This window comes from Patulibacter sp. SYSU D01012 (assembly GCF_017916475.1).
GTDB lineage: Bacteria > Actinomycetota > Thermoleophilia > Solirubrobacterales > Solirubrobacteraceae > Patulibacter.
Window position 1 is genome coordinate 337,730 of record NZ_JAFMTB010000001.1, and the last position, 12,853, is coordinate 350,582.

Here is a 12,853-nt window from a genome sequence, read left to right on the forward strand (position 1 = left end):
GTAGGGTGCAGATCATGCTCAAGATCACGTTCATCGGGGCCGGCAGCGTCACCTTCACGCGGGAGCTGCTCGGCGACCTGCTCGCGTTCGAGGAGCTGGCCGACGCGCACATCGCGCTCCACGACATCGACGAGGAGCGCCTGCGCACGGCGGAGGCGATGGCCCGGTGGATCGACGGGCAGCTGGGCGGGCGGGCGACGATCACCACCCACCTGGACCGCCGCGAGGCGCTCGACGGCGCCGACTTCGCGATCAACATGATCCAGGTCGGGATGCACGAGTCGACGCTGCTCGACTTCGACATCCCCGCCAAGTACGGCCTGCGGCAGACGATCGGCGACACGCTCGGGACCGGCGGCATCTTCCGCGCCCTGCGCACGATCCCCGTGCTGCTCGGGATCGGCGAGGACATGGCCGCGGTCTGCCCCGACGCGTGGCTGCTCAACTACACCAACCCGATGTCGATCCTGTGCCAGGCGTACGCCGAGGGCTCGCCGCACAAGAAGATCGTCGGGCTGTGCCACTCCATCCAGCACACGACGCGGCAGCTGGCCGAGATCGTCGACGTGCCGTTCGAGGACGTCACCTTCCTCGGCGCGGGCGTCAACCACCAGGCGTTCATCCTGCGCTTCGAGCGCGACGGCGAGGACCTGTACCCGCGCCTGGCGCAGCGGGTGGCGGACGACCCCGAGCTGCAGCGCCGCGTGCGCGTGGAGCTCTACCGCCGCCTGGGCTACTTCCCCACGGAGTCCAGCGAGCACTCCGCGGAGTACCTGCCGTGGTTCCTGCGCGACGACGAGCTCGTCGACCGCTTCCGCCTGAAGGTCGGCGACTACATCGACCGCAGCCAGGAGAACCTGGACGAGTACGAGCACATCAAGCGCGGCCTGGCGTCCGGCGAGCAGTTCGAGATCGAGCGCAGCCTGGAGTACGCGTCGCTCATCATCCACGCGATGCACACGGGGCAGCCGCAGGTCATCTACGGCACCGTCCAGAACACGGGGCTGCTCCCCGACCTGCCGGCGCGGTCGGCGGTCGAGGTGCCGTGCGTCGTGGACCGGACCGGCGTGCGGCCGACCCCGGTGCCGGACTACCCCGCGCACCTGGCGGCGCTGAACCGGACGTTCCTCAACGTCGCCGACCTGACGGTGCGCGCGGCGCTCGAGGGGCGCCGCGACCACGTGCTCCACGCCGCGATGCTCGACCCGGCGACGGCGGGCGCGCTCAGCCTGGACCAGACGGCCGCGATGGTCGACGAGCTGCTCGCCGCCCACGGCGACCGCCTGCCCGAGGGGCTGCGGGGGTGACCGACGACGGGCCGGTCGACGTCCTCGTCGTCGGCGATCTGAACCCCGACCTGCTCGTCCGCGGGGACGACCTGCGGCCGCGGTGGGGCCAGGCCGAGCGCGACGCCGAGATGGCCCTGACGCTCGGCGGGTCCGGCGGCATCTGCGCCGCCGGGCTCGCGCGGATCGGGCTGCGGACGGAGCTCTGCGCCACCGTGGGCGACGACGCCCTGGGCGACGTCAGCCTGCGGATGCTGGACGACCACGGCGTGCGCCGCGACGCGATCCGGCGCGTCGCCGGCGGGCGCACCGGCACGTCCGTCCACCTGCTCGAGCGGGCGGACCGCGCCATCTACACGGAGCGCGGGGCGATGGTGGCCGTCACGGCCGACGACGCCCTCGGCCGCCTCGACCCCGCGCCGCGCCACGTGCACCTGGCGGCGGTCTTCCTGCTGCCGGCCATCGCCGCCGACGGCGCCCGCATCGTCGCCGCGGCCCGCGCCGCCGGGGCCACCGTCTCCGTCGACACCAACTTCGACCCGGAGGACCGCTTCGTCGCTCCCGCGTGGCTGACCCACGTCGACGTGCTGCTGCCCAACGAGGCGGAGGTCGTGCGCCTGAGCGGCCGCGACGGTCGCGCGACGGACGACGCGACGGTCGAGGCCGCCGCCCGCGAGCTCGCCGCCGACGGCGCCGTGGTGGTGGTCAAGCGCGGCGCCGCCGGGGCGTTCGCGATCGACGACGGGCGCCGGATCGACGTGGGCGTAGCGCCCACGAGCGCCCCCGTGGTCGACGCCGTCGGCGCGGGCGACTCGTTCGACGGCGGCTACGTCCGCGCGCTCCTCGACGGGCGGTCGACGCCGGAGGCCCTGCGGCTGGCCAGCGCCGCGGGCACGCTCTCCACGCGCGCCGCCGGCGGCACCGCCGGGCAGGCGACCCTCGCCGAGGCGTCGGCGCTCGCCGCCCGGGTGCCCGCGTGATCGCGGCGGTCTGCCCCAACCCGGCGGTCGACAAGCTGTTCGCGGTCGAGGGCGTGCGGGTGGGCGAGATCCATCGGCCGCTCGAGCTCGTCGCCGTGCCGGGCGGCAAGGGCCTCAACGCGGCGCGGGCCGCGCGGGCGCTCGACGCCCACGTGCTGGCCGTCGTCCTGCTCGCCGGCCACGCCGGCCGCTGGGTCGCCGAGGCGCTGCGCGGGGACGGGATGCACGTCGACGCGGCGTGGAGCCCGGGCGAGACGCGCACCTGCCTGACCGTCGCGGACCGGACGAGCGGCCGCCCCACGGAGTTCTACGAGCGGGGCGACGACACGCCGCCGGCGGCGTGGGACGCCTTCGCCGACCGCGTGCGCGCGGCGGGCGTCGTCGCCGGCTGGGTCGGCGTGTCGGGCTCGCTGCCGCCTGGCGTGGCGCCGGAGTGCGCGGGCGAGCTGGTCGAGCGGGCGCGGTCCGCCGGCGCCCGCGTGGCCGTCGACCACGACGGGCCCACGTTGGCCGCAGCGCTCGCGGCCGCCCCCGACCTGGTGAAGGTCAACGCAGCCGAGGCCCGCGGGCTCACCGGCGCCGGCGGCGTCGTCCAGGCGGCGTGCGCCCTGCACGCGTCGCTCACGGCGGCGCGGGGCGCGCGGGGCCTGCCGCCCGGCGTGGCGATCGTCACGGCGGGCGAGGACGGCGCCTACGCCGTGGGGCCCGACGGCGTCGTGCGCCACGGGGCCGTCGACGCGCGCGGGCCCTATCCGACGGGATCGGGCGACTCGTTCCTGGGCGCGCTCCTGGCCCACGCGGACCGGCGGCCGCAGGACTGGGACGGCGCGCTGGCGAGCGCGCTGGGGGCCGCGGCCGCGAACGCCGAGAGCCCCGGCGCTGCGCACTTCGCGCCCGAGCGCGCAAGAACGCTCGCGGACCGCGCGCATATCGTGCGCGTCGAGCGTTAGGGTGGGCGGCATGAACCGGACGGAGCGCCATCGGGGCATCCTCGACCGCCTGTCCGAGGCCGGCACCGTCGAGGTCGACGACCTCGTCCAGCGGCTCGGCGTCTCCCCCGCCACCATCCGGCGCGACCTCGAGACGCTCCACGAGCAGCGGCTGCTCGACCGCACGCACGGCGGCGCGGTCGCGATCAACGGGCTGTACGAGCTGCCGCTCCGCTACCGCGGCTCGCTGCACCGCGACGAGAAGCAGCGGATCGCCCGCGCCGCGGCGGCGCGGATCCCGGACGGCGCGACGATCGCGCTGACCGGCGGGACGACGACCACCGAGATCGGCCGCATGCTCGTGGACCGCGAGGGCCTGACGGTCGTCACGAACGCGATCAACATCGCCGCGGAGCTGGCGATCCGCCCGAACATCCGGATGATCGTCAGCGGCGGGGTCGCCCGCGCGGCGTCGTACGAGCTCGTCGGGCCGCTCGCGGACGACACGCTCGCCCAGCTGCACGTGGAGCACGCGTTCGTCGGGGTGGACGGCATCACGGCGACGACCGGCATCACCACGCACCGCGAGGTCGAGGCGCGCACGAACCGGATGACGGTGGAGCGGGCCGCCAAGGTCACCGTGGTGGCCGACGCGTCGAAGATCGGCACGACCGCGCTGGCCCGCATCTGCGACCTGACGCAGGTCACGACGCTCATCACGAGCGAGGGCGCCGATCCGGAGCAGCTCCGCGACATCGAGGCCGCCGGCGTCGAGGTCGAGGTCGCCTGAGCGGTCGCGCTCGGTCCTGCCGCCGGCGCGCGCCGCGACTCGCGCAAGAACGCTCACGCATCGTGGACGAACCTGCGCGTTTGCCCTTGACCGTGCCGGGGGCCCGCCGTAGGCTCGCGCCCGGAGCCTGCCCCAGTCGGTAGTCAGCCCGGCATCCGTCGCCAGAGCACCGGGCTCGAGGCGGGGTCGCAGGACGAAGGGAAGGCGTGTGATGCACGCGATGAAGGCGCTGCGAGCGGGGCTCGTGGCCGCGACCCTCGGCGCGGTCGGACTCCTGGGCGGCACCGCCCAGGCCGCTCTGCCGCCCGCCAACGGCCAGTTCGACTACCAGATCGGCGGGGCGTACTCCCCCGTCTCCACCGTCCAGATCGTCGACCGCGACCGCGCGGCCGCCCCGGTCGCCGGGAAGTACAACGTCTGCTACGTCAACGCGTTCCAGACGCAGCCGAGCGAGGCGGCGTGGTGGAAGGCCCAGCACGACGACCTGCTGCTGAAGAAGAACGGCGCGTACGTCACCGACCCGATCTGGAAGAACGAGATCGTGCTCGACACGCGGACGGCCGCCAAGCGCTCGGCGATCGCCGCGATCGTCGGCGGCTGGTTCGACGGCTGCGCGGCGGCCGGGTTCCAGGCCGTCGAGCCGGACAACCTGGACTCGTGGGACCGGTCGAAGGGGCTGGTGACGACGGCGAACAACGTCGCGCTCTCCAAGCTGCTGGTCGCGCGCGCCCATGCTGCGGGACTCGCGATCGCCCAGAAGAACGGTGCGGAGATCGCGCCCGGCGCGAAGGCCTCGATCGGCTTCGACTTCGCCATCGCGGAGGAGTGCCAGGTCTGGGGCGAGTGCGAGGACTACACCGACGAGTACGGCGACCAGGTGTACGAGATCGAGTACGTCGACGAGGGCGGGCTGCCGAACTTCCAGGCGGCCTGCGCGGCCCGGGGCGCGCAGATCTCGATCATCTACCGCGACCGCGCCGTGGCCCCGCGCCCGCCGGCGGGCGCGCCGGCCGGCGACGAGCCCTACGTCTACCAGGCGTGCTGAGCGCGGGGGTGCGGCCGGGGCCGCCGTCGCGGCCGCACCCCCGCCGCGGGAGGGCCGGGCGGTGAGCGGGGGGACGCCGGCTCCGCCGGTCCGCTCCGCCCTGCGGGTGGCCGAGACCCGGGTGCCGCGCGCGGCGCACCCCGTGATCGACGCCCACAACCACCTGGGCCGGTGGCTCGCGTCGTGGGTCGGCCGGGACGGCGGCTGGGCCGTCGACGACGTCGCGGCGCTGCTGCGCCTGATGGACGAGGTCGGGATCGAGCAGATCGTCAACCTCGACGGCCGCACGGGGGCGGAGCTCGAGGCCAATCTCGACCGCTACGACCGCGCGCACCCGGGCCGGTTCGCCACGTTCTGCCACGCCCCGTGGGGCGAGCTCGGGCCGGGCGGAGGCGGGCCGGACGCGATCGTCCGCTCCCTGGAGGCGTCCCGGCGGGCGGGCGCGCGGGGGCTGAAGGTCTGGAAGGACCTGGGGCTGAGCGTGCGCGACGCCGCCGGCGCGCTCGTGCTGCCCGACGATGCGCGGCTGCGCGACGTGTGGGCCGCCGCCGGCGAGCTGGGCCTGCCCGTGCTCATCCACACCGCCGACCCCGTCGCGTTCTGGTGGCCGAACGACGCGCGCAACGAGCGCCGGGACGAGCTGGCCCGCCACCCGGAGTGGTCGTTCCACGGCACCGGCGTGCCCTCGTGGGAGCGGCTGATCGCCGCGCTCGAGGGCGCCGTGGCCGCCCACCCCGGGACGACGTTCGTCGCCGCCCACGTGGCGTCGGCGGCCGAGGACCTGGCCCTCGTCCGGCGGATGCTGGAGGACCACCCCAACCTGCACGTCGACGTCTCCGCCCGGATCGGCGAGCTGGGCCGGCAGCCCCGGGCCGCCCGCGCCCTGCTGGTGGACCACCCGAGGCGCGTCCTCTTCGGCACGGACGCCTTCCCGCCCGACCGCGCGACGTACGAGCTGCACTTCCGCTTCCTCGAGACCGCGGACGAGCACTTCGCGTACGGCCCCGATCCCGAGGATCCCCATCCGCAGGGCGTCTGGCGCGTCTCGGCCCTCGACCTGCCCGACGACGTGCTGCGCGCGGTCTACGCGGAGAACGCGCGGCGCATCCTGGCTCCGTCGAGATGAATGCTTGCTTTTGAGCGATACGTCGGATATTCATTCACAAATGAGCATCACTGCTGACGAGATCGCCGCACAGCCCGCGCTCTGGCGCCGGGCCGCTGCGATGGCCGACGACCTGTCCGGCGTGCTGCCGGCCGCCGGCGAGCGCACGTGCATCGTCGGCTGCGGCACCTCGCTGTTCATGGCCCGCGCCGTCGCCGCGCTGCGCGAGGCCGCGGGCCTGGGCGAGGTCGACGCGTTCGCCGCCTCCGAGCTGCCGGAGGGCCGCCGCTACGACGTCGTCGTCGCGATCTCCCGCTCCGGGACGACGACCGAGGTCGCCCGCGCCCTCGGCCGCGTGCAGGCCGGGCGCACGGTCGCGATCACCGCCGTCCCCGGCACCCCGGTGCCGGAGGCCGCCGACCACGTCGTCGACCTGGGCTTCGCGGACGAGGAGTCCGTCGTGCAGACGCGATTCGCCACCACGGTGCTCGCGCTCCTGCGCGCCCAGGTGGAGCCTGCCGCCGTCGCGGCCGCGGCCGACGACGCCGAGCGGGCGCTCCAGGCCCCGCTGCCCGTCGACGTGGCGGTCCACGGCGAGCAGCTCACCTTCCTGGGCCGCGGCTGGAGCTGCGGCCTGGCCGAGGAGGCGGGCCTGAAGCTGCGCGAGGCCGCGCAGGCGTGGACGGAGGCCTACCCCGTGTTCGAGTACCGCCACGGGCCGATCAGCATCGCGGCCCCCGGCCGCGTCGTCTGGGCGCTCACCGCGCTCGACGCGCCGATCGTCGCGCAGATCGAGGCCACGGGCGCGACCCTCGTCCGGCCCGACCTGGACCCGATGGCGTCGCTCGTCCTCGCGCAGCGCACCGCCGTCGCGCTCGCGGAGGCCCGCGGGCTCAACCCCGACCTGCCCCGCAACCTGACCCGGTCCGTCGTCCTCACGGACGAGGAGCTCGAGGTCCTGAACTAGTCCGTCCGGCCCCGAGGGCGTACGCCCGACCGGGCACCCGACTGCCGCCGTCCCGACGGCCTTCGAAAGGAACGCAGAGTGCGAACACCGAATAGCAGGGCTGCCCGCATCGCCGTCGTCGCCGCCATGAGCGCCGCCGCGATCGCCGTGACGGGCTGTGGCGGCGGGGGCGACGACGCGGACGCGTCGGCCGACGGCGGGGTCGTGAAGATCACGCTCTGGCACGGCCAGAACCAGACGGCGAAGACGACCATGGACGCGCTCGTGGCCGACTTCAACGCGAGCCACCCGAAGATCCAGGTCGACTCCCAGGTCGGCGCGCTGGCCGACAACCTGTACTCGAAGACGACCGCGGCGCTCGCCGGCGGCAAGTACCCCGACGTCGTCTACCAGTTCGGCCCGAACGTGCCGTCGCTGGCGCGCAGCCCGAAGTCGGTCGACCTGACCGACGCCGTCAAGGGGGCAGGCTGGGACTGGGACGACTTCTACCCGCCGGCCCGCGAGGCCGTCACGGTCGGGGGCGAGGTGCACGGCGTGCCCGCGGTGATCGACTCGCTCGCCGTCGTCTACAACAAGAAGCTGTTCGAGCAGGCCGGGATCCCGGAGCCGAAGGCCGGCTGGACCTGGGACGACTACCGCACGATCGCGAAGCGGCTGACGGACAAGGGCGACGGCGTCTTCGGCACCGGCTGGCCCGGCGTCGGCGACGAGGACACGACCTGGCGCATCTGGCCGATGGTCTGGCAGGCCGGCGGCGACGTCGTCTCGCCCGACGGCAAGCAGGCCGGCTTCGGCGGCGCGCCCGCCCAGCGCGCGTTCGCCACGATCGGCGGGCTGGCGCAGGACGGCTCGGTCTACGTCGACAAGACCGCCGGCAGCGAGCAGATGTACCGCGTGTTCATGAACGGGCGCATGGGCATGGTCCCGACCGGCCCGTGGCAGCTGCCCGAGATCCGCGAGAGCAAGGTCGACTACGGCGTGGCCCCGCTGCCCAGCTACGACGGCAAGCCGTCGACGATCTCGGGCCCCGACGCCTGGATGCTGTTCGACAACGGCGACGCCCGCACGAAGGCCGCCCAGGAGTTCGTGCGCTGGCTGACCCAGCCGCAGCAGGACGCCCGCTGGGACATCGACGCGGGCAGCCTGCCGCTGCGGCGGTCGACGGCCACCGAGCCGCGCTGGACGGAGCACGCGAAGAGCGTCGAGGGCGTGTCCGTGTTCGTCGAGGCGCTGAACACCGCGCGGGCCCGGCCGCCCGTCACGCAGTACCCGAAGATGTCGACCGCGATCGGCCGGCAGATCGCCGCCACGCTGCTGCGCAGCACCACGCCGGACAAGGCCGCGGCGGACGCGGTCAGCGGCGCCAACGACGCCCTCGGGGAGGGCTAGCGCGGATGAGCAGCACGTTCTTCGCCCAGGGATCGCGCGGGTCCCGACGCGCCGACGCCGAGGAGATCGCCGCCCCGAAGCGCAGCTTCGCGCAGCGGGTCTTCGGCGAGACGCCCACGGCCTGGCTCTACATCGCCCCGGCCGTGGTCATCATCATCGGGCTCGCGGTCGTCCCCGTGTTCTGGTCGCTGATCCTGTCGTTCCAGGACAAGGACCCGATCGCCGAGACGACCACCTGGGCGGGGCTGAGCAACTACCGCGAGCTGTTCGCGAACGACGAGTTCCGCGGCGCGGTCAACCACACGCTGCTCTACACCGTCCTGTTCGTCCCGCTCTCCATCGCGGGCGGGCTGGGCCTGGCGCTGCTGCTCAACCGGCGGATCCGCTTCGTCGGCCTGTACCGGACGCTCGCGTTCGTCCCCATCGTCATCTCGGCGACGGTGCAGGGCGTCCTCTTCTCGTTCATCTTCGACGACCAGTTCGGCGTGGCCAACGCGCTGCTGGACCTCGTCGGGCTCGACCCGCAGCCGTTCTTCGCCGACGGCTCCCAGGCGCTCCTGCTGCTCGTGGTCGCGGGGCTGTGGGCCGGCACGAGCTGCGTCTCGTTCTGCGCCGTGATCTTCCTGGCCGCGCTGCAGGACATCCCGCGCGAGCTGACCGACGCGGCGTCGATCGACGGCGCCCGGCGCTGGGCGACGTTCCGGCACGTCACCCTGCCGGCGATCACGCCCGTCGCGACGTTCCTGCTGCTGTGGCAGGCCGTCCAGGGCATCCAGCTCTTCGACATCGTCTACGGCAGCACGCAGGCCGGCCCGGGCGAGTCGACCGTCGTGGTCGTCTACTACGTGTACCGCACGATCCGCGAGTCGGCCTACGGCACGGGCGCCGCGGCGTCGTACCTGGTGGCCGGCGCGCTCGTGCTGCTCACCGCCGTGGCCTGGGGCGCCGGGCGCCTCCGGGCCCGCCGCGCGGCGGGGGTGGCGTCGTGAGCGTCGCCGCCCCGCCCGTGCCCGCCGCGGCGGCGGACGAGACCGTGGGCGCGCCGTCCCCGGCCGCGCGCCGGCGTGGTCGCCGCTTCGACCCGTGGCACCTGGTCCTCCTGCCGGTCACCGTCCTGCTGGCGCTGCCGCTGGCGTGGATGCTGCTCGCGTCGTTCATGAGCACGGAGCAGCTCAACAGGTTCCCGCCGACGATCATCCCCGGGTCGCTGCACCTGGACGGGTACCGCTACCTGTTCGAGAACGCCGAGATCGGCACGTGGTTCCTCAACTCGGTGATCGTCAGCCTCGTCTGCGTGGTGGCGAGCGTCGTGTTCTGCTCGATGGCGGGCTACGCGTTCGCCCGCATGCGCTTCCGCGGGTCGAAGATCGTGCTGGGGATCATGCTCGCGACGCTGATCGTCCCGTTCCAGCTGACGCTGATCCCGACGTTCATCATCATGGAGCGCCTCGGGCTGATCGACACGCTCGGGGCCCTGATCGTCCCGTCGCTCGTGACGCCGTTCGGGGTCTTCCTGCTGCGCCAGTTCTTCCTGTCGCTGCCGCCCGAGCTCGAGGAGGCCGCGTACATCGACGGCTGCTCGCGCTGGAAGATCCTGTGGACGATCGTGCTGCCGTTGGCGCGGCCGGCGCTCGCCACGGTCGCGGTCCTGACGTTCCTCCTCACCTGGAACGACGTCTCGTGGCCCGCGATCGCGATCTCGAGCGACTCCCACAACACGCTTCCGCTCGGCATCGCCAGCTTCAAGAGCCGGGCGCAGACCAACCAATCGGCGATCATGGCCGCGAACGTCCTGGCGACGCTCCCGGTGCTGATCGCCTTCATCGCGGCCCAGAAGACGTTCGTGCGCTCCCTCGCGTCGAGCGCCGTCAAGGGCTGAGAAAGGGCGAGCATGGGTGGCATCCAGCTGCAGGGCGTTTCCAAGGCCTACGAGGGCGAGGAGCGGTGCGCCGTCGACGACGTGTCCCTCGACGTGCGCGACGGCGAGTTCATGGTGCTCGTCGGCCCGTCGGGCTGCGGGAAGTCGACGCTGCTGCGGATCATCGCGGGGCTCGAGCAGGTCAGCGCCGGGCGGATCGTGATCGGCGACCGCGACGTGACGGCGGTCGCGCCGCCCGACCGCGACATCGCGATGGTCTTCCAGAACTACGCGCTCTACCCGCACAAGAGCGTGCGCGACAACCTGGCCTTCGGCCTGAAGCAGCGCAAGGTCGACAAGGCCGTGATCGCCGAGCGCGTCGCCGAGGCCGGGCGCATGCTGGGCCTGGAGGCGCTGATGGACCGCCGGCCGTCGCAGCTCTCGGGCGGCCAGCGGCAGCGCGTGGCGATCGGCCGCGCGATCGTCCGCGAGCCCAGCGCGTTCCTGCTCGACGAGCCGCTGTCGAACCTGGACGCGAAGCTCCGCACGACGATGCGCGGCGAGCTCGCGCGGCTCCACGCCCGGCTCGGCATCACCACCGTCTACGTCACGCACGACCAGGTCGAGGCGATGACGCTGGGCACCCGCGTGGCGGTGCTCCGGGACGGGGTGGTGCAGCAGTGCGCCGAGCCGCAGACGCTGTTCCGGCAGCCGCGGAACCTGTTCGTCGCCGCGTTCATCGGCTCGCCCGCGATGAACCTCGTCGGCGCGCGGGTGGAGGACGGCGAGGTGCGCTTCGGCGCCCACGTCCTGCCGCTGCCCCCCGGGTCCTCGCTGCACGGCACCACGCGCGACGTCGTCCTGGGCATCCGCCCCGGCGCGTTCGCGCTGGACGGCGCGCGGGCCGACGCGGGCTGGGCCCCGCTCGACGTCGTCCCCGACCTGGTGGAGCACCTGGGCGACGAGGTGCACGTGACGTTCGCCGTCGAGGCCGCGCGCGTGCAGGCCGACGCCGTGCGGGCCGCGGCCAGCGGCGGCGAGACCCGGCTGCTGGTCGAGGACGAGCGTGCGCGGTTCGTCGCCGTGCTCGACGGCCGGCGGGCGCCGGCGCGGGGGGAGCGGGTCGGCCTGCGCGTCGACCACACGCAGCTCTACTTCTTCGACCCGACGTCGGGCGAGGCGATCCCGACCGCGGTCCCCGAGAGCGTGGCGTCCGCCGCCTGAGCGGCGCCCGGCGGCCCGCGCGCCGCGGCCGACGTCGTCGTCCCGCGCGGGCGGCGACGCATCGTCGCGCCGTGTGCGGTGTTCTTCTCCGCATGCGTGCCATCCGTCCCTCGTCCTCCCCTGCTCGCGCCGCCGTCCTGGGGGCCGTCGCAGCCTGCCTGACCGCGGCGACCCCGGCGGTCGCCGCCCCGGCGCCGGCCTCCGGGCGTCTCGTGCTCGATCCGTCGCCCGTCGTCGGCGACGTGGCCGCCCAGGGCGGCACGGTCGCGTGGACGTCCGGCGACGCCGCGGCCGGGGGCAGCGGGAGCGCCTACCGGCTGCTCGTCCGCGACCCCGGCGCGTCCGCGGTGCGCCGCGTCGACGTGCGCCTGCCCGCGGGCACGAACGCGGTGAGCGTCGGCACCGACCGCCGTGGCCGTCCCGTGGCGCTCCTCGGCACCCCCGCGCGCACGTGGTCCGTGCCCCTCGCCGCCGACGCCCGGCCGGTCGTCCGCCCGGTCGCGGGCTCGGCCCGGTGGCGCGCCTCCGCGCTGTTCCGCGGGCGCCTGGCGTACGCCCGCGAGCGCGGCGGCCGGACCCAGGTGCTGGTCGCCCCGCGCCCCGGCGCTGCCGGCCGCATCGCGTTCGCGGTCCCGCGCCGGTACGCGGTGGCCGAGCTGGCGCTCGCCGCCGACGGCACCGTCTTCGTGCACGGCCGGCGGCGCACGCGCGTCGGCGCCCTCGACGTGCTGTGGCGGGCGCGGGTCGGGAGCGCGGCCCGCGAGGTGCTGCGGCAGAGCAGCGGCGGCGCGTCGGACAACGGCATGGGCCGGCCGACCGTGATCGCCGGTGGCGCCCGCGTCACCGTCTCGCGCTGGGCGCTCGGCGGCGGGCACCCGCGAGACCTGACGACGTTCTCCGTCCGCACGGGTCGCGTGCTCGCGACGGCGCCGATCGCCCAGGACCCGGGGGCGGACGCCGTCGAGCAGCTCGGCCTGGACCACGGCGAGAGCGTCGTCCGCACCGTCGTCTCGTCGGGCTGCTCGGTGATCGGCGGGCCCGACGCGTCGCGGCCGCCGTGCCTGGGCGTCACGCTGCTGACGCCCGCCGCCCGGGCGCCCGCCCGCGCGGCGCAGGGGTCGCCGGCGCGCTGACGCCGCGCGGCGCCGCGCCCGGGCGCCGGCCAGGCTGGCCCGCGTCCGGGGCGACGTGCCGCCGGCCCCGGAACGCGAACGGCCGGCGCGTCGCGCCGGCCGTGACCGTCGGGGCGCCCGAGCGCCCGGGGTGCGGCGGCGCGGCCC

Annotated in this window: 12 protein-coding genes; all 12 read left to right on the forward strand. The window is 74.9% G+C overall.

The window, feature by feature from the left end; genetic code table 11:
- Window positions 1-14 precede the first annotated feature (14 nt).
- On the forward strand, window positions 15-1,307 hold the full coding sequence (locus J3P29_RS01385) for an alpha-glucosidase/alpha-galactosidase (RefSeq protein WP_210491204.1): 1,293 nt from the start codon (window positions 15-17) through the stop codon (window positions 1,305-1,307).
- A complete protein-coding gene (locus tag J3P29_RS01390; protein WP_210491205.1) occupies window positions 1,304-2,266 on the forward strand; it encodes a carbohydrate kinase family protein in 963 nt (320 codons plus the stop codon). The genes J3P29_RS01385 and J3P29_RS01390 overlap by 4 nt, the downstream gene beginning before the upstream one ends.
- Window positions 2,263-3,216 carry a PfkB family carbohydrate kinase gene (locus J3P29_RS01395; RefSeq protein WP_210491206.1) on the forward strand — a complete coding sequence of 318 codons (954 nt, stop codon included), beginning with the start codon at window positions 2,263-2,265 and terminating at the stop codon, window positions 3,214-3,216. The genes J3P29_RS01390 and J3P29_RS01395 overlap by 4 nt, the downstream gene beginning before the upstream one ends.
- 10 nt (window positions 3,217-3,226) lie before the next feature.
- Complete coding sequence (locus J3P29_RS01400) at window positions 3,227-3,985, forward strand: DeoR/GlpR family DNA-binding transcription regulator (RefSeq protein ID WP_210491207.1); 759 nt, start codon at window positions 3,227-3,229, stop codon at window positions 3,983-3,985.
- 220 nt (window positions 3,986-4,205) lie between these two features.
- Window positions 4,206-5,030, forward strand: coding sequence for an endo alpha-1,4 polygalactosaminidase (locus J3P29_RS01405; protein ID WP_210491208.1), 825 nt, complete (start codon window positions 4,206-4,208; stop codon window positions 5,028-5,030).
- Between the two features lie 61 nt (window positions 5,031-5,091).
- Window positions 5,092-6,156: an amidohydrolase family protein gene (locus J3P29_RS01410; protein WP_210491209.1), complete on the forward strand. Its 1,065-nt coding sequence runs from the start codon at window positions 5,092-5,094 to the stop codon at window positions 6,154-6,156.
- Window positions 6,157-6,196: 40 nt separating this feature from the next.
- The gene (locus tag J3P29_RS01415) at window positions 6,197-7,102 is read left to right on the forward strand and encodes an SIS domain-containing protein (RefSeq protein ID WP_210491210.1); all 906 of its coding nucleotides are present in this window, start codon (window positions 6,197-6,199) and stop codon (window positions 7,100-7,102) included.
- Window positions 7,103-7,228: 126 nt separating this feature from the next.
- On the forward strand, window positions 7,229-8,491 hold the full coding sequence (locus tag J3P29_RS01420; RefSeq protein ID WP_210491211.1) for an ABC transporter substrate-binding protein: 1,263 nt from the start codon (window positions 7,229-7,231) through the stop codon (window positions 8,489-8,491).
- Window positions 8,492-8,496: 5 nt separating this feature from the next.
- Entirely contained in the window at window positions 8,497-9,480 is a 984-nt protein-coding gene (locus J3P29_RS01425) for a sugar ABC transporter permease (RefSeq protein ID WP_210491213.1), read from the forward strand.
- A gap of 44 nt (window positions 9,481-9,524) precedes the next feature.
- Window positions 9,525-10,370, forward strand: a complete 846-nt coding sequence (locus J3P29_RS01430) for a carbohydrate ABC transporter permease (RefSeq protein WP_210492959.1) — start codon at window positions 9,525-9,527, stop codon at window positions 10,368-10,370.
- A gap of 12 nt (window positions 10,371-10,382) precedes the next feature.
- A complete protein-coding gene (locus tag J3P29_RS01435) occupies window positions 10,383-11,573 on the forward strand; it encodes an ATP-binding cassette domain-containing protein (RefSeq protein ID WP_210491214.1) in 1,191 nt (396 codons plus the stop codon).
- 92 nt (window positions 11,574-11,665) lie between these two features.
- Complete coding sequence (locus tag J3P29_RS01440; RefSeq protein ID WP_210491215.1) at window positions 11,666-12,706, forward strand: hypothetical protein; 1,041 nt, start codon at window positions 11,666-11,668, stop codon at window positions 12,704-12,706.
- Window positions 12,707-12,853: the final 147 nt, after the last annotated feature.